Source organism: Acidovorax sp. KKS102 (assembly GCF_000302535.1).
Taxonomy (GTDB): domain Bacteria; phylum Pseudomonadota; class Gammaproteobacteria; order Burkholderiales; family Burkholderiaceae_C; genus Acidovorax.
The window spans coordinates 4594873-4616086 of sequence record NC_018708.1 but is presented as its reverse complement, the minus strand read 5'-3'; the positions used below and the strand labels follow the sequence as shown (position 1 = coordinate 4616086).

At 66.6% G+C, this 21214-nt stretch carries 24 protein-coding genes; 9 read left to right on the top strand and 15 right to left on the bottom strand.

All coding sequences use genetic code 11. The features are described from left to right. Positions 1-7 precede the first annotated feature (7 nt). Complete coding sequence (locus C380_RS21160; protein WP_015015887.1) at positions 8-1477, top strand: aldehyde dehydrogenase family protein; 1470 nt, start codon at positions 8-10, stop codon at positions 1475-1477. A gap of 544 nt (positions 1478-2021) precedes the next feature. Here C380_RS21160 and C380_RS21155 read toward each other — a convergent pair. Both C380_RS21155 and C380_RS21150 read right to left on the bottom strand, forming a co-directional pair. Further along, positions 2022-2405: a dihydroneopterin aldolase gene (locus tag C380_RS21155; RefSeq protein ID WP_015015886.1), complete on the bottom strand. Its 384-nt coding sequence runs from the start codon at positions 2403-2405 to the stop codon at positions 2022-2024. Between the two features lie 34 nt (positions 2406-2439). Next, positions 2440-3225: an SDR family oxidoreductase gene (locus tag C380_RS21150; RefSeq protein ID WP_015015885.1), complete on the bottom strand. Its 786-nt coding sequence runs from the start codon at positions 3223-3225 to the stop codon at positions 2440-2442. Between the two features lie 10 nt (positions 3226-3235). Here C380_RS21150 and C380_RS21145 point away from each other — a divergent pair, with 10 nt between their 5' ends. Together C380_RS21145 and C380_RS21140 are read left to right on the top strand one after the other, a co-directional pair. Continuing rightward, a complete protein-coding gene (locus C380_RS21145; protein ID WP_015015884.1) occupies positions 3236-4354 on the top strand; it encodes a class I SAM-dependent methyltransferase in 1119 nt (372 codons plus the stop codon). Between the two features lie 15 nt (positions 4355-4369). After that, entirely contained in the window at positions 4370-4564 is a 195-nt protein-coding gene (locus tag C380_RS21140) for a DUF2905 domain-containing protein (RefSeq protein WP_015015883.1), read from the top strand. Positions 4565-4615: 51 nt separating this feature from the next. Here the strand turns inward: C380_RS21140 and otsA are convergent, their stop codons facing one another. The 3 genes from otsA to otsB are packed head-to-tail and all read right to left on the bottom strand — an operon-like array spanning position 4616 to position 8584. Beyond that, complete coding sequence (gene otsA, locus C380_RS21135) at positions 4616-5995, bottom strand: alpha,alpha-trehalose-phosphate synthase (UDP-forming) (protein ID WP_015015882.1); 1380 nt, start codon at positions 5993-5995, stop codon at positions 4616-4618. A 49-nt stretch (positions 5996-6044) separates the two neighbouring features. Next, positions 6045-7850, bottom strand: coding sequence for a glycoside hydrolase family 15 protein (locus C380_RS21130; protein WP_015015881.1), 1806 nt, complete (start codon positions 7848-7850; stop codon positions 6045-6047). Continuing rightward, entirely contained in the window at positions 7847-8584 is a 738-nt protein-coding gene (otsB, locus tag C380_RS21125; RefSeq protein WP_043566976.1) for a trehalose-phosphatase, read from the bottom strand. Before otsB ends, C380_RS21130 begins: the two co-directional genes overlap by 4 nt. 355 nt (positions 8585-8939) lie before the next feature. On the opposite strand from otsB, the gene trxC reads away from it, so the two are divergent. Continuing rightward, positions 8940-9377 (top strand): thioredoxin TrxC, encoded by a 438-nt coding sequence (gene trxC / locus C380_RS21120; RefSeq protein ID WP_015015879.1) that lies wholly within the window; start codon positions 8940-8942, stop codon positions 9375-9377. Positions 9378-9387: 10 nt separating this feature from the next. On the opposite strand, the gene C380_RS21115 is transcribed toward trxC, so the two are convergent. Genes C380_RS21115 through C380_RS21100 form a run of 4 tightly spaced genes read right to left on the bottom strand, consistent with a single transcriptional unit; the run spans position 9388 to position 11780 of the window. Further along, positions 9388-9861, bottom strand: coding sequence for a DoxX family protein (locus C380_RS21115; protein ID WP_015015878.1), 474 nt, complete (start codon positions 9859-9861; stop codon positions 9388-9390). Positions 9862-9895: 34 nt separating this feature from the next. Then, positions 9896-10645 carry a DNA-binding domain-containing protein gene (locus tag C380_RS21110; protein ID WP_015015877.1) on the bottom strand — a complete coding sequence of 250 codons (750 nt, stop codon included), beginning with the start codon at positions 10643-10645 and terminating at the stop codon, positions 9896-9898. Then, positions 10636-11484, bottom strand: a complete 849-nt coding sequence (locus C380_RS21105; RefSeq protein ID WP_015015876.1) for a DUF692 domain-containing protein — start codon at positions 11482-11484, stop codon at positions 10636-10638. Before C380_RS21105 ends, C380_RS21110 begins: the two co-directional genes overlap by 10 nt. A 2-nt stretch (positions 11485-11486) precedes the next feature. Then, a complete protein-coding gene (locus C380_RS21100) occupies positions 11487-11780 on the bottom strand; it encodes a DUF2282 domain-containing protein (protein ID WP_015015875.1) in 294 nt (97 codons plus the stop codon). Between the two features lie 213 nt (positions 11781-11993). Between C380_RS21100 and C380_RS21095 the strand changes: the two genes are divergently transcribed. Together C380_RS21095 and C380_RS21090 are read left to right on the top strand one after the other, a co-directional pair. After that, positions 11994-12623, top strand: coding sequence for a sigma-70 family RNA polymerase sigma factor (locus C380_RS21095; protein ID WP_015015874.1), 630 nt, complete (start codon positions 11994-11996; stop codon positions 12621-12623). 1 nt (position 12624) lies between these two features. Beyond that, the gene (locus tag C380_RS21090; RefSeq protein WP_015015873.1) at positions 12625-13266 is read left to right on the top strand and encodes an NrsF family protein; all 642 of its coding nucleotides are present in this window, start codon (positions 12625-12627) and stop codon (positions 13264-13266) included. Positions 13267-13297: 31 nt separating this feature from the next. Here the strand turns inward: C380_RS21090 and C380_RS21085 are convergent, their stop codons facing one another. Both C380_RS21085 and C380_RS21080 read right to left on the bottom strand, forming a co-directional pair. Beyond that, a complete protein-coding gene (locus C380_RS21085; protein ID WP_015015872.1) occupies positions 13298-13756 on the bottom strand; it encodes a GNAT family N-acetyltransferase in 459 nt (152 codons plus the stop codon). A 107-nt stretch (positions 13757-13863) separates the two neighbouring features. Then, positions 13864-15123 (bottom strand): multifunctional CCA addition/repair protein, encoded by a 1260-nt coding sequence (locus C380_RS21080; RefSeq protein WP_015015871.1) that lies wholly within the window; start codon positions 15121-15123, stop codon positions 13864-13866. A gap of 39 nt (positions 15124-15162) precedes the next feature. Between C380_RS21080 and C380_RS21075 the strand changes: the two genes are divergently transcribed. Next, a complete protein-coding gene (locus tag C380_RS21075; RefSeq protein WP_015015870.1) occupies positions 15163-15618 on the top strand; it encodes a hypothetical protein in 456 nt (151 codons plus the stop codon). 24 nt (positions 15619-15642) lie between these two features. On the opposite strand, the gene C380_RS21070 is transcribed toward C380_RS21075, so the two are convergent. The 3 genes from C380_RS21070 to C380_RS21060 form a co-directional block, all read right to left on the bottom strand. Further along, entirely contained in the window at positions 15643-15951 is a 309-nt protein-coding gene (locus tag C380_RS21070) for an NIPSNAP family protein (RefSeq protein WP_015015869.1), read from the bottom strand. Positions 15952-15956: 5 nt separating this feature from the next. Beyond that, positions 15957-16649: a glutathione S-transferase family protein gene (locus C380_RS21065; protein ID WP_015015868.1), complete on the bottom strand. Its 693-nt coding sequence runs from the start codon at positions 16647-16649 to the stop codon at positions 15957-15959. 170 nt (positions 16650-16819) lie between these two features. Continuing rightward, positions 16820-17392 carry a 5-formyltetrahydrofolate cyclo-ligase gene (locus C380_RS21060; protein WP_015015867.1) on the bottom strand — a complete coding sequence of 191 codons (573 nt, stop codon included), beginning with the start codon at positions 17390-17392 and terminating at the stop codon, positions 16820-16822. A gap of 14 nt (positions 17393-17406) precedes the next feature. On the opposite strand from C380_RS21060, the gene C380_RS21055 reads away from it, so the two are divergent. Together C380_RS21055 and C380_RS21050 are read left to right on the top strand one after the other, a co-directional pair. After that, positions 17407-19392 (top strand): lytic transglycosylase domain-containing protein, encoded by a 1986-nt coding sequence (locus tag C380_RS21055; protein ID WP_015015866.1) that lies wholly within the window; start codon positions 17407-17409, stop codon positions 19390-19392. 118 nt (positions 19393-19510) lie between these two features. Continuing rightward, complete coding sequence (locus tag C380_RS21050; RefSeq protein ID WP_015015865.1) at positions 19511-20107, top strand: DUF4124 domain-containing protein; 597 nt, start codon at positions 19511-19513, stop codon at positions 20105-20107. Between the two features lie 84 nt (positions 20108-20191). Here the strand turns inward: C380_RS21050 and C380_RS21045 are convergent, their stop codons facing one another. After that, the gene (locus C380_RS21045; protein ID WP_015015864.1) at positions 20192-21124 is read right to left on the bottom strand and encodes an MBL fold metallo-hydrolase; all 933 of its coding nucleotides are present in this window, start codon (positions 21122-21124) and stop codon (positions 20192-20194) included. Positions 21125-21214 lie beyond the last annotated feature (90 nt).

Here is a 21214-nt window from a genome sequence, read left to right as displayed (position 1 = left end):
GGACAACATGAATGCCACCGCTCAACCCTGGATAGCCGGGCAGTGGGCCGCTGTCGGCGGCCGCGCGGTCGCCGACAGCGTCGACCCCAGCACCGGCAAGGTGCTCGGACAGTTCGCGGACGCCGGAATCGCCACTGCCGAAGCGGCGATCGACGCCGCGCGCATCGCCTTCCTGCGCAGCGACTGGGCGCATGCGCCGCGCTTGCGCGCGGCCGTGATGCTTGAATTCGCCAATCGTGTCGAGCGTCGCGCCGGCGAACTGGCGCTGCTGCTGGCGCAGGAGACCGGCAAGCTGTTGAAGCCGGCGCAGATGGAACTGGCCGGCACCGTGTCGGAGATCCGTTTCTACGCAGGACTGGCGCGCACGATCTTCGGCCGCACCACCGAGGTCGAGCCGGGTACGCTGTCCGTGCTCGCGCGCGAAGCGGCCGGCGTGGCAGGCATCATCGTGCCGTGGAACGCCGCGTCCATCCTGCTGGTGCGCTCGCTGGCGCCCGCGATGGCAGCAGGTTGCACCAGCGTCATCAAGATGGCGCCGCAGGCAGCGCTGTTCCAGACCGAGCTGCTGCGCTGCCTGGTCGAGATTCCGGAGCTGCCGCCCGGCGTCATCAACTTCTACAGCTGCACCAGCAGCCAGCCGAGCGAGGCCCTGGTCACCTCCCCGGATGTCGATGTGATCAGCTTCACCGGCAGCGTGCCGGTCGGCCAGCGCATCATGGCCAGCGCGGCATCGACGCTCAAGCGCTTGAACCTGGAGCTGGGCGGCAAGGCGCCGGGCATCGTGTTCGCGGATGCAGACCCGGCCGCCATCGCACCGCAGCTGGTCGCCGCCGCCACCATCGCCGCCGGACAGCAGTGCACGGCGCTCGACCGGGTCCTGGTGCACGAGTCGCTGCTGGAGCCGCTGCGCGACGCCCTGGCCGCGCACATGCGCAGCATCGCGGTCGGCCCGGCCACCGAGGCCGGAAGCCAGATGGGGCCGTTGATCGACGTCGCCAACCGCGACCGCATCGACCGCCTGGTGGACGAGGCGCGGCACTACGGCGAAGTCATCGTGCGCGGCGAAGTGCTCGGCGGGCGCCTGGCGGGCGGCGCCTTCATCGGCCCCAGCCTGGTCCAGGTCGGCGCGCTCGACTCGCCAATCGTGCAGGAGGAATTCTTCGGGCCGGTGCTCAACCTGGAAAGCTTCCGTGACGAAGCCGAAGCGGTCGCGCGCGCCAACGCCACCCGCTTCGGGCTGTCGGCCAGCGTGTGGACGCACGACGGCGCGCGTGCGCGCCGCGTTGCCCGCGCGCTGCGCAGCGGCACGGTGTGGATCAACACCCACAACAAGCTGCTGCCCGAAGCCGAGACCGGCGGCTTCGGCGCTAGCGGCTATGGCCGCCTGCACGGAGCCGAAGCGATGCTGGAATTCCTAGAGACGAAGCACGTGTATGAAGACATCGGACGTGTGAAGCCGCGCACGGAATCGACGTGAAGTCGGATTGGTGCCCTTGGGTAAACTTGTGGCGAATCCCCAAGTTGCAGCAAGTCTGAGCGTACTGCTTGGTCCGCCCCTCACGTGGCTGGACGAATGAGTTGAAGTGCTGGTCGCGGTCATCTTCGACGGCCTCGGAGCGCCGGGAGCCGTTGAGGGCTAAGGCCCTACCCACTACCCGCCGCTCTCATCAGGCCTGGGAATGGAAAGTCGGGGCTCTGTCAGGCTCGCGAAGGGGGCACAAGCTGCTTTGCGGAGAGTGGACATCCTGTGGATTCTTATCTTCCCATGCAAGAATCAGCGTGTGGAGTGAGGCTTTCGCCAGCCCGCCAGATGTCAGCGCCAAACGCAAGCCTGCAACGTCTGCAGCAGCCCGAGGTGCTGACTCTCAAGCTCTCTGTTCACTGGGCCTTAAATAACCGCACCGTGGCAAGGACCACGCACGCATAACAGCATCCCCATCGTCGGCAAACGCTGGGGGCTGTATGTAAACCCTCTCCCAGTCCGAAGTTGAACTCCCTAAAGCTCCCAGATACATATAGGGTCACCACTGTCCTGTCTCGACGCGAATGGCCACTTCGCAGTCGTCAAAAATTTCGAGTTTGGCAATCTTCACGCGCACGCCCAGCACGCCGGGCAGCTGCATCAGGCGGTTGGCCAGCTTGCCGATCAGGCTCTCCAGCAGGTTCACGTGCTCGGCGGTGCATTCGTCGATGATGATCTGGCGCACACGGCGGTAGTCCAGCACATGGCTGATGTCGTCGTCGCGCGGGGCCAGGGGCTGCACGCCCAGGCTCAGTTCGGCATCGACCTGGATGGGCTGGGGATCGACTTTTTCGTGCTCAAGGATGCCCAGGTTGGCATCAAAGCGCAAACCGGTCAGCGTCAGGATCTGCGTGCCAGTCATCTGGGAAGGGGTCTGTGTCATGGTGGGGGGCTCGTTCTGTGCGCAAGCGCCGGGCTCACATCAGGGAGAAGTCGCGTTCAAATTTCATCAGGTGCTGGCCCCCGTCCACCAGCAGCGTGGTGCCAGTGATGGACTGGTTTTCCAGCGCAAACTTCACGGTGGCTGCCACGTCTTCGGGCGTGGACGAGCGGCCCAGGGGGCTCAGGGCGTGCAGCTGGGCAAACTTTTCGTCGCTCAACATGTGACTGGTCAGCGTGAGTCCGGGCGCCACGCCCACCACGCGCACGCGCGGGGCCAGCGCCAGGGCCAGCATGGTGCCCGCGGCCTCCAGTGCCGCTTTCGAGAGCGTGTAGCTCATGAAGTCAGGGTTCTGGTTCCAGAGCTTCTGGTCCAGCAGGTTGACCACCGCGCCGCGCGCGTCGGCCTCGCCCGCAGCCGCGCGGTCGGCCACATGTCGGTGCAACGCCTGGGCCAGCAGCACCGGCGTGGCCGTGTTGCTGCGCAGGTGCTTTTCCAGCGCGGCAAAGCTGAAGGTCTGCACATCGTCGTGCTCGAACAGCGATGCGCTGTTGACCACCGCGTCCAGTTGGCCAAAGTGCGTGATCACCCGTGGCACCAGGCCGCGCACGGCAGCCTCGTCTTCAAAATCAGCATCAAAATGGGCGCTAGCGCCCGCCAGATCAGCGCAGGCAGCTACGGTATCGATAGCGTCCTGGGCCGAGGCGCGGTAATGCACGGCCACCTGCCAGCCCCCGGCGGCCAATGCCAGGGCAATGCTGCGGCCCAGGCGCTTGGCAGCGCCGGTGACCAGAACGGTGCGTGGACGGGATGTGGGGGACATGTGGTGGACAATGCGGGCCGTGACCCAAAGACCCGACAGTTTAACGACCGCCCTGCACCAGTACATTGCCCAGGCCATTGCCGCCGAGGGCGGATGGCTGGGTTTTGACCGCTTCATGGCCTTGGCGCTGTACACACCCGGCCTGGGCTATTACGCCAACGACTCCACCAAATTTGGCGCCATGCCCGAATCGGGCAGCGACTTTGTGACCGCCCCTGAACTCACGCCCCTGTTCGGCCAGACGCTGGCCGTGCAGGTGGGCGAGGCCCTGGAACGCACCGGCACCCATGAGGTGTGGGAGTTTGGCGCAGGCTCTGGCGCGCTGGCGCTGCAGTTGCTGGATGCGTTGGGCGACCGGGTGCAGCGCTACACCATCGTCGATCTGTCGGGCAGCCTGCGGGCCCGCCAGCAGGCCAAGCTGATTGCCCACGCGCACAAGCTGCGCTGGGTAGATGCCCTGCCCGAAAAGTTCAGCGGCGTGGTGGTGGGCAACGAAGTGCTGGACGCCATGCCCGTGCAACTGCTGGCGCGCCACGGCGGTCAGCAGGGCGGTGTGTGGCATGAGCGCGGTGTGGTGGTGGCCGAAGACGGCAGTTTTGCTTGGGCCGACCGCCCCACGGCCCTGCGCCCGCCCCTCGATATTGAAGGCCCGCAGGACTACCTGACCGAAATCCACGCCCAGGGCGAAGGCTTCATCCGCATGCTGGCCGACCGTCTGGAGCGGGGTGCGGCCTTTTTGCTGGACTATGGCTTTGGCGAAGACGAGTACTACCACCCCCAGCGCCACATGGGCACGGTGATGTGCCACCAGGGCCATTTGGCCGACGGCGACCCGCTGGTGGAGGTGGGGCGCAAAGACATCACCGCCCACGTCAACTTCACCGCCATGGCCCTGGCCGCGCAAGAGGCGGGCCTGCAGGTGCTGGGTTACACCACCCAGGCGCATTTCCTGATCAACTGCGGTTTGCTATCAAAAATGGAGCTGCTTGCGCAAGCAGAGCGGGCGACAGCGGCCAAATTGATCATGGAGCATGAAATGGGCGAGCTGTTCAAGGTGCTGGCCCTGGGCGCGGGCGATGCGTGGGAGCCCGTGGGGTTTGCGCACGGAGACCGGTCGCACCGGCTTTGACCGCGCAGGCACCCCATGCTCCGCTGGCTCATCGTCATCTTCCTCGCGCTGGTGTTCATCAACGGCCTGTCGCCGCTGCTGCAGCGCCTGGGGCTGGGCCGCCTGCCGGGCGACTTCAAGTTCAAGCTGTTTGGGCGCGACTGGTTCATTCCGCTGGCCAGCACCGTGCTGCTCAGCTTTGTGGTCAGCCTGATTGCCAAGTGGGTGTGAGCGGGATTGCAGCAGAGGTCTGAGCGCCCTCTGTGACAGGTGTCGAGGGCTTCAGTCCGCAGCGGCCTGCAGCGCATCCATGAATGCCTTGCGCCACCAGTGCACATCGTGTTCCTTGATGCGCGCCATGAGCCTCTGGTGCCGCGCCTGCCGCTCGGCCAGCGGCATTTGCAGCGCCTGCTGGATGCTGTCGGCCATGCCCTGGGGGTCGTAGGGGTTCACCAGCAGCGCTTCTTTCAGCTGTTCCGCCGCACCCGCAAAGCGTGACAGCACCAGCACGCCGGGGTTGTCCGGGTCTTGCGCCACCACGTATTCCTTGGCCACCAGGTTCATGCCGTCGCGCAGCGGTGTGACCAGCCCCACGGCGGCGGCGCGGCACAGGCCCGGCACACGTTTACGCGCCACCATGCGGTGGATGTAGCGCACGGGCATCCAGTCCAGCTCGCCGTAGTCGCCATTGATCGAGCCGCACAGTCCCTCCAGCTCCTGGCGCAGGTCGGCATACGCGTGCACGTCGTCGCGGCTGGGCGAGGCGATCATGATCATCGTCGCGCTGCCCCGGTTTTCGGGGTAGCGGTCCAGCAGCTCGCGAAAGGCCCGCACGCGGTGCGGGATGCCCTTGGAGTAGTCGAGCCGGTCAATGCCCAGCAGCAGGCGCCGGCGTGAATACTCGTCGCGCATGTTCTCGTAGGTCTCCACCGCGTCGGGGGCGTGCGTGAGGCGCGTGAATTCGTCCACGTCGATGCCGATGGGAAAGGACTGCACCACCACCGTGGCCCCAAACGCGCGCACGCGCTTTTCGTCCACCGCTTCGGCGCCGCCTTCGTTGCGCACATAGCGCGTGAAATGCGCCACATCGGCCTCGCTTTGCAGGCCCACCAGGTCGTAGGCGAACAGCGACCGCATCAGCCACTCGTGCTGAGGGATGGCCGCCATGATGAGCGGCGGCGGCATGGGGATGTGCAGAAAGAAGCCGATGCGCTGCTTGCAGCCCATGGCGCGCAGTTCGGCCGCCAGCGGAATCAGGTGGTAGTCGTGCACCCAGATCACATCGTCGTCGCGCAGCAGCGGCAGCAGCTTGCGCGCAAACATCTGGTTCACGCGGCGGTAGCCTGCGATGTAGCTGGCGTTGAAGTCGGCCAGGTCCAGCCGGTAATGGAACACCGGCCACAGCACGCTGTTGCTGTAGCCGTGGTAGTAGCTGTCGTGGTCTTCGCGGCACAGGTCCACGGTGGCCAGGGTGACGGCACCGGCTTGGCGGGTGTGCAGTTCGCCCTCGCCGGGCGTGCCGCCTTCGACCACGGTGCCGCTCCAGCCAAACCAGAGTCCTCCGGTCTGGTTGAGGGCTTCACCCAGGGCCACAGCCAGGCCCCCGGCGGCGGGTTTGCGGGGATCAGCAAGGCGGTTGGAGATGACGACAAGACGGCTCATGGGGGCCATCATCCGTGCAGACTGCCCCCGGCCGCTGTCGGACAGCGCCTCAAATCACGCTGTCCCAGGGCGCTGACAGGCGCACGGCGGCGTTGATCACGCCCACCATCGAATAGGTCTGCGGGAAGTTGCCCCACATCTCGCGGGTGTCGGGGTGAGTGTCTTCCGACAGCAGGCCCAGCGGATTGCGGGCGGCCAGCATGGTCTCGAAGATGGCCCGCGCCTCGGCCTTGCGGCCAATGCGCGCCAGCGCGTCGATGCGCCAGAAGGTGCAGATGTTGAAGGCCGTTTCGGGCTTGCCAAAGTCGTCGGCCGCCTCGTAGCGGCGCATGTAGGGGCCATCGCACAGGCTCTTTTCCATGGCCTCCACGGTGCTCACAAAACGCGGGTCTTTCGGGTCGATGAGGCCCACCTCGGCCATCAGTAGCACGCTGGCATCCAGCTCATGCCCGCCAAAACTCTCGGCAAACGCCTGGCGTTCTTCGCACCACGATTGGTCGAGAATCTCGGCGCGCATGCGGTCGGCATGCTGCTGCCAGTGGCGGGCGCGGTCGGCCAGTTGCAGCGTGGCGGCGATCTTGGCCAGGCGGTCGCAGGCGGCCCAGCTCATCAGGGCCGACGAGGTGTGCACCCGGGCGCGCGTGCGCAGCTCCCACATGCCCGCGTCGGGCTGGCCGTACACGCGCACGGCGTTGTCGCCCACCTGTTCCAGCCGCTTGAATTCGGCCAGGCCCGCGCGGTGCAGCAGGCGGTGGTCGTGAAAGGCCTGGGCCGCGCCCAGCACGATGTTGCCGTACACGTCGTGCTGAAAATGCTCGGCCGCCTGGTTACCCACGCGCACCGGGCCCATGCCCCGGTAGCCCGCCAGCTGGGGTACAAAACGCTCGGGCAGGTCTTTTTCCAGCCCAATGCCATACAGCGGCTGGATGTGGCCGTCGCCGCCTTCGACCACCACGTTGCTCAGCCAGCGCAGGTAGTCCTCCATGGTGCCCACTTCGGAGATGCTGTTGAGCGCGCGCACCACAAAAAACGCATCACGCAGCCAGCAGTAGCGGTAGTCCCAGTTGCGGCCGCTGTGGGCGGATTCGGGGATGCTGGTGGTCATGGCGGCCACGATGGCGCCGGTCTCTTCGTACAGCGACAGCTTGAGCGTGATGGCTGCACGGATCACCGCATCCTGCCACTCCAGCGGAATGGCCAGCGCACGGCTCCAGCTGCGCCAGTAGGCCGTGGTCTCCTGCTCAAAGTGGCGGGCGGTGTCGGCAATGCCGTCCACCAGCGTCTCGTCGGCGCCCAGCAGAAAGTTGTGTTCGCGCGTGAGCACAAACGCCTGGCCTGAAAGCACATGCGACACCGGCGCGTCGGTGGACAGGCGCAGTGTCATGCCCTCGCCCACATAGCGGATGTGGTTGCTGCCGCGCGTGATCTCGGGCGTGGTCTGGCCCCAGTCGTAGCGCACCTTGAGCGCCACCCGTATGCGCGGCGAGCCCTGGATGGGGCGCACCCGGCGCACCAGCGTCATGGGCCGGAAGTAGCGCGAGCGGCTGTAAAAGCGCGGCGCAAAGTCGGTGATCTCGATGCCATGGCCCGCCTTGTCGAACAACTGCGTGCGCAGGATGGCGGTGTTGGGCTCGTACCACTGGTGGGCCGATGCCAGGTCTTCCAGCTCGATCGCGAAGTGGCTGCCCTCGTCGCCGGGCTGCAGCAGGGCGTTGAACACCGGATCGCCATCAAAGCGCGGCAGGCAGCACCACACCATACGGGCGTGGTCGTCGATCAGTGCGCTGATGGCGCAGTTGCCGATCATCCCGAGGTTGAGCGAGCCCGTCTGGGGCTGTGTGGCGGCGGTGTTCATCGTTCGCGCTCCAGCGTTGTGCGTGCAGACGACAGCCAGCCCCGCAGTGCGGCCGATGTCATGCAGCGGTGTTGTGCCATGGTGGGCCCTTCGCCCACCTTGATGCCCCAGCCGCCCAGCGACTGCACAGCGGCAAAGCCGGCCTCATCGGTGACGTCATCGCCCACAAAGACCGGCGTGCGGCCCGCAAAGGGGGGCTGCGTCATGAAGTCGATGATGGCCTGGCCCTTGTGAACGCCACGGGGTTTCACTTCAAAGACACATTTGCCGCGCAGCAGTTCCACACCGTCCACCTCGCGCATGGCGTGTACCAGCGTGTCGTGGCACAGGGATTCGAGGTGGGGCGCCAGGCGGTAGTGCAGGGCGACGCTGACGCGTTTGGTTTCCACCAGCAGACCGGGGTGGCGCGCGGCCAGGGCCTGGGCGGCCTGCAAGACGGGCTCCAGGGCGGGTGGTGCGGTGGCGGGCACCGAAGTGTCAACGAGGCGGTATTGGGCCCCATGTTCGCTCGCCAGCGGCAGGCGCAGCGGCGCCAGAAATCCGTCGATGTCGGCTTCGGGTCTGCCGGTCACGATGGCCAGCGCACCTCCCAACTGGGCGTGCAGCGATGACAGCGTGGGAATCAGGCCCGATGCGATGCGCACCGCCTCAGGGCGTGGTGCCAGCTCGGTGAGCGTGCCATCGAAATCGAGAAAAAGCGCATGGGCAGTTGTCAGTGTGGGGAGCAGCTGCATGCGCGAAACCATAGCAGACGCTGCAATGCAGGCACGGCCACGAGGGGGATTCAGGGCTGGTAAACGCGTGCAAGGTCTGCGACCGGTTGCAACTGGGGTGGCCGCAGATGGCAACGCGGAGCCTTGAAACGAAGCGCTTGCGGCGCCATGTGATCAGTATGGAATGTCCTGCATAACTCCCTGCAGTCTGTGATAGCGCGGTCTCGGGCCATCCGCTGCGTTGCTTTTTTGGCCCATAGCCCCGCTATGGGCTGCAAAAAGGCGCCTTGCGGCCTGTCCCGATCCGCACTACCACCGACCCGCGAGGGTTATGCAGGACATCCCAAGCTTTTTTGCCACCAACCCTTGCTGCGCCATGACCGAAGCCTTGCACATCGTCTGCCCCCATTGCCACACCACCAACCGCGTGCAGAGCGCCGACCTGGGCAGCGCGCCCGATTGCGGCCAATGCCATCGGCCCCTGTTTGCGGGGGCGCCGCTGGAGCTGGATGCGACCAGCTTTGACAAGCATGTGGCGCGCAGCCACATCCCGGTGCTGGTGGACTTCTGGGCCCCGTGGTGTGGTCCCTGCCGACAGATGGCGCCCGCCTTTGCGCAGGCCGCCCGCGAGCTGGAGCCCCGCGTGCGCCTGGCCAAGCTCAACACCGAAGACCAGCAGGCCATTGCGGCGCGCTATGCCATCCGCAGCATTCCGACCATGATCCTGTTCCAGCAAGGGCGTGAGGTGGCGCGTATTTCGGGCGCGCTGGGGGCGGCCGATATCGTGCGCTGGGTGCGCACCACCGCAGGTTGATGCGCAGCGGTCAGCGGAATCCCAGCACGCGGTCCATCGACACGCTCCCCGCACCGCGCCCCACCAAGTACAACATCAGCCCCGCCCACGACAGATGGGTGGGCCATGCGTCGGGGTAGACAAACAGTTGAATCGTCAGCGTCATGCCCAGCAGCGCCAGGGCTGACAGGCGTGTGAACAGGCCCAGCACCAGCAGCACCGGGAATAGGTGCTCGGCCACTGTAGCCATCTGCGCTGCCAGCTCGGGCGGCAGCACGGGCAGCTTGTATTCGTCGCGGAACAGCGCGTAGGCGCTTTCGGAGATGGTGAACCAGCCCTCGACCTTGGTGCGTGCCGACATCCAGAAGATGCCCGCGATGGCCACCCGGTTGACCAGCGCCAGCAGGCTGTGCGGGGTGAGCGAGGTGGCGGTGTCGGCCAGGCGCGCCAAGAGCAAGCGTGGGCCTTTGGCTGGGGCCGAAGGGAAGTGTGTGCTGGTGGTCATGAAGGGCTCCTCAGCCTGTGCGTGAATCGGTGGGTCAATCGGTGGGTATCAATGCGCCTGCGTCCAGCAAGGTGCTGATCAGGGCAGCGAAGTCGGCGGTGGGTTCGACATTCAGGGCCGACGTGGCGGCGGTTTCCAGCGTGTGGCCCTCGGCGCAGGCGTCCAGAAAGGCCACCCCAGCGCGCGACAGGGGGCACCACACCACTTCGGCACGGGGCCGGGTCAGCAAGGCGCCGTCGCCCGTCCACTCCAGTGCCTCATTGGGATGCAGACCTTCACGGTGGCTCTGCCACAGGGCATAAGCCGGATGCTCTTCACACCAAGCCCAGCGTGCAGCGGGGTGGGGCCGCAGTGATGCTTGGGGCAAGGTGTCGGGGGGCTGCTGTGCCAGCCATTGGCGGTCCACGGCGGTGGCATCTGCCGCCAGATGGCATTCGGTCCAGCATCGGTCCAGGCGCGCCACGGCGCTCAGGTAGGGCAGCTCGGCGGCCGGGGCAAATCCGGCCAGAAAGTCGGCAAACCCTTCGCCATAGCTCACCAGCAGGCCGTTACGCGGCGGCTGGGTGCGGGCGAACACTGCTGCAGCGGCGCGGAACCAGTCGTCACCCACCAGCTGACCCACCGTGGGGTAGTCGGCCTGCAGCGCATCGATGCAGCCCTTGAGCACGGTGTTGCGGTACACGGCAAAGCCCGGTTGGGACTCCAGTGCCGACAGCCAGGGTGCATGGGCCGCCGGGCCGAGCAGCGCGGCAGAAAAGCCGTCCTGGAAGGTGCTCAGCTGCATGTGGTCTCCTCGGGCTGCATGGCAGTGAGCGCGTGGTGGGCCTGGTCGCGCTCTGCCAGCAGTTCGCTGAAGGCGGGCAACTGGTCGTCGCGCTCGATGAGGGTGGGCACCGGGCCAGTGCGTGCAATCACCTGCGCGTACAGCGCCCACACGGCGGGCGCCACGGGTGCATCGTGGCCGTCGATGAGCAGCGTATCGCCATGCACCGGGTCCGCATGGTGGCCCGCCAGGTGGATCTCTGCCACGGCGTGCAGGGGAAACGCGTCGAGGTAGGCCTGCGCGTCAAAACCCAGGTTGTTGGCGCTGATGTGCACGTTGTTCACGTCCAGCAGCAGGGCGCAGCCGGTGCGTCGTACCAGCTCGGCCAAAAACTCGGTCTCCAGCCAGTCGTGGCCGTCGATGTGCAGGTAGTGCGTGGGGTTCTCGATGGCGATGGGGCGTTGCAGCACGTCTTGCGTGCGGGCGATGTTGTCCGCGATGCGCAGCAAGGCGGCCTGTGTGCGCGGAAACGGCAGCAGGTCGGGCAGGTACTGCCCGCGCCAGGTGGACCACGCCAGATGCTCTGAAATGATGGCGGGTTCCACGCGCCTTGCGAGGGCCGCCAGCCGCGCCAGATGGGCCGCGTCGGGCGGCGCATCGGCTGCGAGCGACAGCGAGACGCCATGCAGGGCCACCGGGTGGCGCGCGCGGATGGCATCGAGCCAGGCCAGGCGCGGGCCGCCGTCGGCCAGGTAGTTCTCGGGGTGCACCTCCCACCACAGGCCGGGGGCGGTGCACCGCAGCGCCTCGTCGTAGTGCTGGGGCTTGAGGCCCAGGCCGGCGGTGAGAGCGGGTGCCATGGTCAGCTCTTCATGGGCGTCAGCATGCCCATGCCCTTGGGCGTCTTGATCGTGGTGCAGGTGCCTGCGGGCACAAACTTCCAGGCGTTGCCCTGGTAGTCCATCTTGGACGTGCCTGCGCAGGTGGTGCCGGGGCCTGCGGCGCAGTCGTTCTTGCCGGCCATCGAGACGCCGTAGCACTTCTCCATGGCAGGCTTGGCGCCGTCCATGGGGGCGGCGCTGGTTTGGGCCATGGCGGCGCCAGAGGTCAGGGCCACAAGGGCGAGGGCGCCGAGGCTGAGGGTGCGGGTGGTCATGGTGCGGTTCTCCAAGGGTTGATAAAGGTTGAATCCGACCGGGTGACAGCACAGCGGTTGTTTTGCGTGGCCCGATCTGCGTTGTAATTCGCGCTGTGCAGCCAGCGGGTTACAGCGCTGCGAAAAAAAATCGTGGCGGCATGTACCGCAAAATTTTTTGCACAGCCTGTAACCCATTCGTCCCGGCATCCGAATTGCCTTCAGGGAGACACCATGGAGATAGTGGAAGAGCGCTTGCGCGGCTTGCTGATGCAGGGCCTGGATGCCGATGCAGCTGCCTACCAGCGCTTTCTGAAGGAGTTGAGCGCCCACCTGCGGGCCTTCCTGCGCCGCCGCCTTGCGCAGCGGCCCGATGAGGTGGAAGACTTGGTGCAGGAGACGCTGCTGGCCGTGCACAACCAGCGCCACACGTACCGGCCCGAGATGCCGGTGACGGCCTGGGCGCATGCGATTGCGCGCTACAAGCTCATCGACTGGCTGCGCTCGCATGCCTCCAAGGAGGCTCGCAACGACCCGCTGGACGATGCGGACGAGCTGTTTGCCAGCAGCGACAGCGAGGCTGCCGAGGCGCGGCGCGATCTGGGGCAGTTGCTGCAGACCCTGCCGGACAAGCAGCGCCTGCCGATTGAGTATGTGAAGCTGGAAGGTTTGTCGGTGGTCGAGACGGCGCGCCTTACGGGGCTGTCAGAGTCGGCCGTCAAAGTCGGCGTGCACCGGGGGCTCAAGGCCCTGGCCGCCAGGATCAGAGACATGACTTACGCAAAACAGGGTTCAGGCAAATCGACGGGTTCATCCAGCGGCTCGTCGTCGCATCCTGGTTTGCGCAAGTCCCAGGAGGAATAGCATGAAAACCGATGAATTGATCCACCTGCTGGCGGCGGACGAGCGGCCTGTGCGGCGCACCGCCATCGAGCAACGGTTTGCTGTGGCCAGCGCTGTGGGCATTGCCGGCGCCGGGGGGCTGATGCTGGCGCTGTTCGGTCTGCGGCCTGATCTGTTGGCGACCATGGCGCTGCCCATGTTTTGGGGCAAGCTGATGTTTGCCGCTGCGCTGGCTGCCGCCGGCCTGGCACTACTGCGCCGCATGGCCCGCCCGGGCATGCCGCTGGGTCATGCGCTGCTGTGGCTGGCGGTGCCGCCGTTGCTGCTGTGGGCCATGGCGCTGGGGGCTCTGTGGCAGGTGCCTGCGGCCGAGCGTATGCCGCTGATTCTGGGCAGCACCTGGCGGACTTGCCCGTTCAATATCGCAGCACTGTCCGTGCCGGCGTTTGTTGCGGGCTTCTGGGCGCTGAAGGGCGCCGCCCCTACGCGACTGGCGTGGGCCGGTGCGGGCGCTGGCTTACTGGCAGGTGCGCTGGGGGCGCTGGTGTACGCCTTGCATTGCCCCGAGATGGCCACCCCGTTTTTGGCCGTGTGGTACGTGGTGGGCATGGCCATTCCGACCGTGCTGGGGGCAATCCTGGGGCCACGCTTGCTGCGCTGGTAGGAGCGACTGGCATCGCCAGGGGCACGGCGGTTCAAGGACTGATGCGTTTGTTATAGGCGCGAAACACCGTGTCCAGCGTCCAGCCCAGCGACTCGTAAAGTTTTTGCGCCGTGGTGTTGGTGTGGGCCGTGGTCAGGTCCATGCGCACCTTGCCGTGCGCGCGGGCGGTGGCTTCTGCTGCCAGCAGCAAGCTGCGACCGGCGCCTGTCTTGCGTGCGGACGGCGCCACGAACAGGTCGTACAGCGTGTAGATGGGCGCGGCCTCTACCGAGCAGAACGTGGGGTAGAGCTGGCAAAAGCCCACGGCCGTCTGCGTCCCATCCAACGCCAGAAGGATCACGGACTCTTCCCGCTCCAACCGCTCAGCGATGAAGGCCCGCGCTCCGGCCAGGTCCGGCGCCTGCTCGTAGAACTGCCGGTAGGCGTCAAACAGCGGCGCGATGGTGTCGGCGTCGGCCGTGGTGGCGGGGCGGATGTGCATAGAGGTCATGGGGCGTCGTGATCGCAAGATAGCCAAAAGGCGCACCCTTCCCAGGGCGCGAGCGGACGCGGATTGTAGGGAGGGTTGGACCGATCTTTGCGACGCAGCGCACCGGGTCAGTTGGTTGCGCCGTGCGCCTGGGTTTGCAGCCACTGTGCCACGGCTTCGACCCGTGCCTGGTGGATCAGCGCACCCACCTGCGGGCCGCTCTGGCCCCGGGCGGCGGCCTGCGCAGCAATCTCGCGCGTGATGACCGACTGGACGGCGGCCAGCACGGCCAGCAGGCGGGGGCGCTGCGGGTAGGCAGACTCTTCAAACCCCAGCCGCCCGCGCGCATCGCATTCGCAGGCCAGCAGGATCTCGGCAAACCGCTCGGGCTTGCGGATGGCGTCGCAGCGCTCCAGCAGGCGCACCAGCGCGGCTGCAGACAGGTCCTGGCTGCGGTGGATGTGGCCGTGTTCGCGCGCCACCACATCGGCGGTCTCGCGGCAGTCCACCGGCACGCGCAGGCGCTCGGCCACGTCTTTCAGCAGCTCGGCGCTGCGGGTTTCGTGGTCGATGTGGCGCGGCAGCACATCGGCGGGCGTGGTTCCCTTGCCCAGGTCGTGCGCCAGACAGGCAAAGCGCACGGTGAGCGGCGCCGAGAGCCGCGCGGCCATGTCCAGCACCATCATCAGGTGCACGCCGGTGTCCACCTCGGGGTGGTAGTCGGCCCGCTGGGGCACGCCCCACAGGCGCGCCACCTCGGGCAGCAGCACCTGCAGTGCGCCACATTCGCGCAGCACCTCGAACATGCGGGACGGCTTTTCTTCCATCAGCCCGCGCGCCAGCTCTTGCCACACGCGCTCTGCCACCAGGTGGTCCACCTCGCCATGCGCGACCATCTCGCGCATCAGCTGCATCGTCTCGGGCGCCACCGTGAAGTCGGTGAAGCGCGCCGCAAACCGCGCCACGCGCAGGATGCGTACCGGGTCTTCGCGGAAGGCATCGGTCACATGGCGCAGCACGCGCGCACGGAGGTCTTTTTCGCCGTGGTAGGGGTCAAAAAGACGGGTGGCGCCGGATTCATCTGTGCTGGATGCTATTGAATTGATAGTAAGGTCGCGGCGCGAGAGGTCTTCCTCCAGCGTCACATCGGGCGAGCTCTGCACCACAAAGCCCCGGTAGCCGCGCCCGCTCTTGCGCTCGGTGCGGGCCAGCGCGTATTCCTCGCGTGTTTCGGGGTGCAAAAAGACGGGGAAGTCGCGCCCCACGGGCAGGTAGCCTTGCGCCAGCATCTGTTCGGGCGTGGCGCCCACCACCACCCAGTCGTGGTCATTCACCGGCCGGCCCAGCAGCTTGTCGCGGACCGCGCCGCCCACCATGTAGATTTGCATCGGTGTAGTTTAGGACGAGGGTCGTATAGTCCCGCCACCATGTCCCTATCGTCTGATCTCACCATTGCCCAGCTCAACCCCGACGGCAGCGTGCCCGTGCCCCAGGCTTCTGACGCCGCCGCCAACGCGGCCGCAGAGGCCCTGCAGCGCGAAGCGCAGTTCGAGGCCCTGAAGGCCCAGGTGGAGGGCTTGCAGGAGATCCTGGCCAAGCCGCTCAACGACATCCTGGCCGAACACGACAAGTTCAAGGAGATGGCGGCCGCCTGGGATTCATTCGGTGCCATGTGGATGCTGTCGCAGCGCGCCATGCGCCGCGTGGCCATGGATCTGGCGGCCACGCAGGGCGTGAGCGAAGAGGCGGTGGTGGCCCGTGCGCTGGCCTATGCCAACCAGGTGCTCAATACCGAGGACGAAGACCTGGGCGGCACCATCGCCCCCGCCCAGCTGGCCCACATCGCGCGGCACAAAGCGTTTTTGCGCAAGCAGTTCCGTTAAAGGACCGCCTGTGCGCGGCTTCACTCAGGCGAATACAGGCCTGAAGAAGCTCCGCTCATAGCTCACGATGCAGCCCGTCTCTTCGGCGTAGCGGAAAGCCGCCTGGCAGTCCGCATCCTGCATCGACGCCTCGCGGTAGCGCTCGTAGGCTGCAAGGCTATCGAACGTGAACAGCGCCAGCGCAATGTTGTTGGCGCCCTCGCTGGGCATGAAGTATCCGTGGTGCTGGCCGCCGAACTTCTCGACCAGCGGAATCCACAGTTTTCCGTAGTGTTCAAACTCTTTCAGCTTGCTGGTGTTGAGCACATAGCGCAGGTAGATGGTGACGGCCATGGGGCTCAGCCTTCGGTATGGCGCAGGCGGTACGGTTCTTCGAAGTCCAGAAAGTCCTTCTCGGCCAGCGCCTCGTCGATCCAGGCTTTGACGCCGGGCAGGGCGCGCACGCGGTCCACATAGGCCTGGATGGGCGCAGGCATGGGCAGGGCGTAGGTGTGCAGCCGCATGCACACGGGGGCGAAGTAGGCATCGGCCACGGTGAAGTCGCCAAACAGCAGGGGGCCGCCGTGCTCCTGCAGCAACGCACTCCACATCTCCACCAGGCGCTGCACGTCGGCGCGCACGCCCGGCTTGTCGCGCCAGATCAGGGCGCCGGCGTTGCTAAGGTCGGCCTCGATGTTCATGGGGCAGTGGCTGCGCAGGGCGGTGAAGCCGCTGTGCATCTCGGCGCAGACGCTGCGGGCGCGTGCGCGGGCCTTGGCGTCGGTGGGCCAGAGCTTTTTGTCGGGATGGGTTTCGGCCACGTATTCGGCAATCGCCAGTGTGTCCCACACCACCAGGTCGCCATCGACCAGCACGGGCACCTTGGCAGTCGGGCTCACGGCGCCGATGGTGCGCTTGAACTCGGATTGCGCGTCAAAGCTGTCAAAGCGCACGCGCACTTCTTCAAAGACGATGCCCGCCTGCTTGAGCAGCACCCAGGGGCGCATGGACCAGGACGAGTAGTTCTTGTTGCCGATGTAGAGCTTGAGCATGGTGGGCACCTGAAATGAAGAGGTCAGCCCGCCATGCTAGCCGCTGCGGCGCGCGCCAGCGATGCGAAAAACCGGCCCGACTGATGCGCGGCAGGCATCATAGGCCTTGGTGCCGCCCTGCAAGTGCCCGTAGGCGGCCTGCTGCGCGGTCGCCCACAGGCTCCGAAGGGTCAGACCGGCCAGACCACGCCGTTGTCGTTCAGGATGGCATCGAGTGGCAGGTCGAACTCCTCGGGCTCGAACTCGTCCAGGTAGCCATGGGTAAAGCCCAGGCCCACCGTGAAGGGCTTGGGCTGCAGCGTGGCCAGCGTGCGGTCGTAAAAGCCGCCGCCGTAGCCCAGCCGGTAGCCGCCGGCGGCGTAGCCCACACAGGGCACAAACAGCAGCGTGGGCACGATGACTTCGGTGTCCTTGGGCTTGGGGATGCCGTAAGCGTCTTCTTCCATGGGGCAGCCGGGGTACCAGGCGTGGAAGGTGAGGGTCTTGTGCTGCTTGTTGACCACCGGCAGGCCGATGCGGCGGCGCAGGGGCTCGTCCAGCAGCTCGCCGTCTTCCTTCCAGCGGTGCAGGGCGGGCAGGGGGTCGAACTCGCCCTTGATGGGCCAGTAGGCGCCGATCACCGTGTCCGGCCGGTTCACCAGCCAGATGCGCATCACCTGCTGTAACAGGTCGGCCCGCTGTAGGCGGTCGGGCAGGTTGAGGCGTTCTTCTATCAATGTGCGCCGAAGGGCTGCTTTGTCCATCAGATAATTCCCCCATGCAATTTCTCAGAGCGATTCTGACACCCCTTGTGGCCGCCACCCTGCTGGCCGCCACCGCGCCGCTTGTCATGGCGCAAAACCGTGGTGACGATACCCTGCTGGAGATGCAGCAGGCGTTCCGCAAGGGCGACCGCAACAAACTCGCGCAGTTGCTGCCCGCTGCGCGCGGCCATGCGCTGGAACCCTGGGCGGCCTACTGGGAGCTGCGGGTGCGCCTGGGCGAGGCGTCGCCGCAGGAGATCCAGTCCTTCATGCAGCGCTACGCCGGCACCTACCAGGAAGACCGCCTGCGCAACGACTGGCTGCTGCTGCTGGGTCAGCGGCGCGACTGGAGCCAGTTTGCCGAGCAGCACCCCAGCTACCGCATGTCGGACGACCGCGAGGTGCGCTGCTACGCGCTGCTCATCGACCACATCAAGGGCACGGCACCCGCCACGGTAGCGGACGATGTGCGCAGCAACTGGTACGCCATCCGCGACGCTGACGACGGCTGCAACCATGCGGCGGGCGAGCTGTACACCGCCAAGAAGCTCTCTGCGCTGGACATCTGGCGCAAGGCGCGGCTGGGTGTGGACGCCAACCGGCCCCGTGTGGTGCGCAATGCCGTCGAAATCGTGGCGCCCGATGCGCTGCCCCAGCTCAAGGAAGCGCTCGACACGCCCAGCAAATACCTGCTCGGCCGGGCCACGGCGCGGGGCAAGGTGCGCCAGGAGCTGATCGTGCTGGCACTGATCAAGCTCGCGGGCAGCGACCCGGATGGCGCTGCCCGCCAGCTCGACAGCAAATGGAGCGTTCACCTCTCGCCTGAGGAGCGCAACTGGACCTGGGGCGTGATCGGCAAGGCGGCTGCGCAAAAGCTGTCCAGCGATGCTGTGGGCTACTTTGCCAACGTCACCAAGGACAGCGACCTCAACGACGATCTGCTGGGCTGGAAGGTGCGTGCCGCACTGCGCGCCGGCCAGTGGAAGGCCGTGGCCAAGGCCGTGGACGCCATGGGCCCTGAAGGCCGCCAGGACAGCACCTGGGTGTACTGGAAGGCGCGTGCGCTGCTGGCCGGCAAGCTCAGCGATGCAGACCGTGCCGAGGCGCGCCAGCTGTTCGAAAGCATTGCGGGCACGCGCGGGTTCTATGAGCAGCTGGCGCTGGAGGAGCTGGGCCAGCGCATCAGCGTGCCGCCTGCGCCGGCCCCCCTCACCGCCGAAGAGAAGGCGGCTGCACGCGCCAACCCGGGGCTCAATCGCGCGCTCTACGCCATTTTGCTGGGGCTGCGCAGCGAAGGTGTGCGGGAGTGGAACTACACCACCAACCTGCACCAGCCCGGCGGCATGCCGGACCGCGAACTGCTGGCCGCTGCCGACTTTGCCTGCCAGAGAGAGGTGTGGGACCGGTGCATCAACACCAGCGAGCGCACCAAGGGCGTGATCGAGGTGAACCAGCGCTTCCCCATGCCGTTCCGCAGCACCGTGGTGGAGCGCGCGCAGGGCATCGGCATCGACCCGGCCTACGTGTACGGCCTGATCCGCCAGGAAAGCCGCTTTGTGATGGATGCCCGCTCGCATGTGGGGGCCTCGGGCCTCATGCAGGTGATGCCCGCCACCGCCCGCTGGACGGCCAAGAAGATCGGCCTTACCAACTTCACGCCCGACCAGATCACCGACCGCGACACCAACATCACCATCGGCACCGCCTACCTCAAGCTGGCGCTGGACGACTTTGCAGGCTCCATGCCCATGGCCGCTGCTGCCTACAACGCGGGCCCTGGCCGCCCACGCAGCTGGCGCAACGGCCCGGTGCTGGACGCCGCCATCTGGGCCGAAAACGTGCCCTTTGCCGAGACACGCGACTACGTGAAGAAGGTGCTGTCCAACACCACCAACTACGCGGCCATCCTCACCGGCCTGCCCCAGTCGCTCAAGAGCCGCCTGGGCACCATTGGCCCGCGCGACGCGAACCTGCCCGAGGTGAACAAGGACCTGCCTTGACACCCGGGTGCTCGCCACGCGGGGGCGAGTGGCATTCGATTTGCTATCAATAGAGGAGCTGAAGGCGCATGTTCAACGAGCGCCTCAGCGGGTTTTTATTCAAAAAAGAGAGGGTGTGATGGGCAAACTGGCATGGATGGCCTGTGTGGCCACAATCGGCGCGGCCGTGGCGTGGAGCGCGGGCGCGCAGGCGCAGCCCGTGTACAAATGGGTGGATGCCGATGGCAAGACCCACTACGGATCGCAGCCCCCGCCCGCCAAGCAGGACGCCGAGCCGCTGAAGCTGCAGAGCAACAACGGCACCAGCGGGGGCAGTGGCTCCTCCAGCGGCAAGGGCGCCAGCGCCAAGGCGGGCCAGCAGTACAACCCTGACGGCACCAAAAAGATCTCCAAGGACGTCGAGGAGTTTGGCGAGGGGCTCAAAAAATCGCTGGGCACCGTGGACAGCAAGCAAGTCCCCCTGAACTGCGCCGTGGCCGTGGACAACATCCACTACCAGGCCGACCTGATGCTGGAGGTGGGTCAGAAGAACGTGCGGGACGGCTACATGACCCAGGCGGCTTTCGATGCCACGGCCCCCAAGATCCGCGAAGCCAAGGGCAAGTACAGCGTGTCCGACTGCCAGGGCGCATCGGGCAACAAGAAGTCGTTTTACCAGTGCATGTCCAGCAGCAAGAACCACGTGACGGGCTGCGACAAGCAATACAAACATTGAGGGCGTTGGGCCGACCTTCTCGGTCGGCTTGAGCCTGTGGCAGTGTGTTCAACCCCGCAGGTGCGCAGGTGCAGGCACCACGCCTCACACGTTGTGCAGCACCTCGCCCTGGCGTACCGCAGCGCCTGACCGCACCAGTTCATCCGCCAGGCTCTGTAGCCATTCGGCCTCGGTCTGGGCTGCAAAGTGGCGCGCGCGCAGCATGCCGAAATACGGCGTGGCCTGCGCCCAGGCCGTGAGGTCGGGGATGCCGATCTGCTGCCATTCGAGCAGCTTGTATTTCAGCAGCACCTTGGCCGCGTAGAGCGCGTGTTTGCCCGGGTTGCGCACAAAGCCGTCCAGGCGGCGGCGGGCGCCGTCGATGGCGCGGGGCGCATCGGCAAACACGGGGCCGTGCCCCGGGATCACGACCTGCGGCGACAGCGCCTCAATCAGGTCCAGCGTGGCACCCACCTGGGCAAAGGCATCGTCGCCCTCCAGTTCGGGGAACACCACGCCAAAGCCGTTCTCCCATAGGGCATCGGCTGAGATCAGCACGCGGCCCTGGGGCTCGAACAGCACCACCGAATGGGGGTCGTGCCCGGGCGCGGCGTGCACCTGCCAGGGCTTGTCGCCCAGCAGCACACACGAGCCCGGCACCAGCAGCGTGTCGGCCCGAAAGGGTGGGCACTCCTGCCCGGTGGGCGTGTAGCTCAGCGCGTAGGCATCCCACTGGCGCACATGGTCGGCCTGGCCGGGCGGGATGGCGGTGAGCACGCTGGGCCAGGTCTTTTGCAGCGCGGCGTTGCCGCCGCAGTGGTCGCTGTGCAGGTGGGTGTTGAGGATGCGGTCCAGCGCGCGGCCCTGCAGCGTGCCGCGCACCAGGTCAACGGTTTGATCGGCATGGCTGCAGTAGCCGGTGTCCACGATGGCCGTATCGTGCTGGCCGATGAAGAGGATGTTGTTGGCCGACAGCCAGCCGCGTTCGAGGACGGTGATTTCGGGGGGCAGGAGGTCGTGGGGCTCGGAACTGGGCATGGGGGCAGGCAATAGGTGATGCCCCAGCGTACCCCAGGTGCGCCCTGCCAGACGTTCTCCAAAACCCGCAACGCCCGGCCTGCGGCGAGC

Excerpts from the sequence above, each read along its gene's own strand:
- C380_RS21055 (WP_015015866.1), top strand. The coding sequence starts at position 17,407 with ATGCAATTTCTCAGAGCGATTCTGACACCCCTTGTGGCCGCCACCCTG.
- C380_RS21155 (WP_015015886.1), bottom strand. The coding sequence starts at position 2,405 with ATGACACAGACCCCTTCCCAGATGACTGGCACGCAGATCCTGACGCTG.
- C380_RS21115 (WP_015015878.1), bottom strand. The coding sequence starts at position 9,861 with ATGACCACCAGCACACACTTCCCTTCGGCCCCAGCCAAAGGCCCACGC.
- C380_RS21075 (WP_015015870.1), top strand. The coding sequence starts at position 15,163 with ATGTCCCTATCGTCTGATCTCACCATTGCCCAGCTCAACCCCGACGGC.
- C380_RS21110 (WP_015015877.1), bottom strand. The coding sequence starts at position 10,645 with ATGCAGCTGAGCACCTTCCAGGACGGCTTTTCTGCCGCGCTGCTCGGC.
- C380_RS21160 (WP_015015887.1), top strand. The coding sequence starts at position 8 with ATGAATGCCACCGCTCAACCCTGGATAGCCGGGCAGTGGGCCGCTGTC.
- C380_RS21085 (WP_015015872.1), bottom strand. The coding sequence starts at position 13,756 with ATGACCTCTATGCACATCCGCCCCGCCACCACGGCCGACGCCGACACC.
- otsA (WP_015015882.1), bottom strand. The coding sequence starts at position 5,995 with ATGAGCCGTCTTGTCGTCATCTCCAACCGCCTTGCTGATCCCCGCAAA.
- C380_RS21080 (WP_015015871.1), bottom strand. The coding sequence starts at position 15,123 with ATGCAAATCTACATGGTGGGCGGCGCGGTCCGCGACAAGCTGCTGGGC.
- C380_RS21060 (WP_015015867.1), bottom strand. The coding sequence starts at position 17,392 with ATGGACAAAGCAGCCCTTCGGCGCACATTGATAGAAGAACGCCTCAAC.
- C380_RS21145 (WP_015015884.1), top strand. The coding sequence starts at position 3,236 with ATGCGGGCCGTGACCCAAAGACCCGACAGTTTAACGACCGCCCTGCAC.
- C380_RS21045 (WP_015015864.1), bottom strand. The coding sequence starts at position 21,124 with ATGCCCAGTTCCGAGCCCCACGACCTCCTGCCCCCCGAAATCACCGTC.
- C380_RS21095 (WP_015015874.1), top strand. The coding sequence starts at position 11,994 with ATGGAGATAGTGGAAGAGCGCTTGCGCGGCTTGCTGATGCAGGGCCTG.
- C380_RS21070 (WP_015015869.1), bottom strand. The coding sequence starts at position 15,951 with ATGGCCGTCACCATCTACCTGCGCTATGTGCTCAACACCAGCAAGCTG.
- C380_RS21130 (WP_015015881.1), bottom strand. The coding sequence starts at position 7,850 with ATGAACACCGCCGCCACACAGCCCCAGACGGGCTCGCTCAACCTCGGG.
- C380_RS21140 (WP_015015883.1), top strand. The coding sequence starts at position 4,370 with ATGCTCCGCTGGCTCATCGTCATCTTCCTCGCGCTGGTGTTCATCAAC.
- otsB (WP_043566976.1), bottom strand. The coding sequence starts at position 8,584 with ATGCAGCTGCTCCCCACACTGACAACTGCCCATGCGCTTTTTCTCGAT.
- C380_RS21150 (WP_015015885.1), bottom strand. The coding sequence starts at position 3,225 with ATGTCCCCCACATCCCGTCCACGCACCGTTCTGGTCACCGGCGCTGCC.
- C380_RS21100 (WP_015015875.1), bottom strand. The coding sequence starts at position 11,780 with ATGACCACCCGCACCCTCAGCCTCGGCGCCCTCGCCCTTGTGGCCCTG.
- C380_RS21090 (WP_015015873.1), top strand. The coding sequence starts at position 12,625 with ATGAAAACCGATGAATTGATCCACCTGCTGGCGGCGGACGAGCGGCCT.
- C380_RS21105 (WP_015015876.1), bottom strand. The coding sequence starts at position 11,484 with ATGGCACCCGCTCTCACCGCCGGCCTGGGCCTCAAGCCCCAGCACTAC.
- trxC (WP_015015879.1), top strand. The coding sequence starts at position 8,940 with ATGACCGAAGCCTTGCACATCGTCTGCCCCCATTGCCACACCACCAAC.
- C380_RS21065 (WP_015015868.1), bottom strand. The coding sequence starts at position 16,649 with ATGCTCAAGCTCTACATCGGCAACAAGAACTACTCGTCCTGGTCCATG.
- C380_RS21050 (WP_015015865.1), top strand. The coding sequence starts at position 19,511 with ATGGGCAAACTGGCATGGATGGCCTGTGTGGCCACAATCGGCGCGGCC.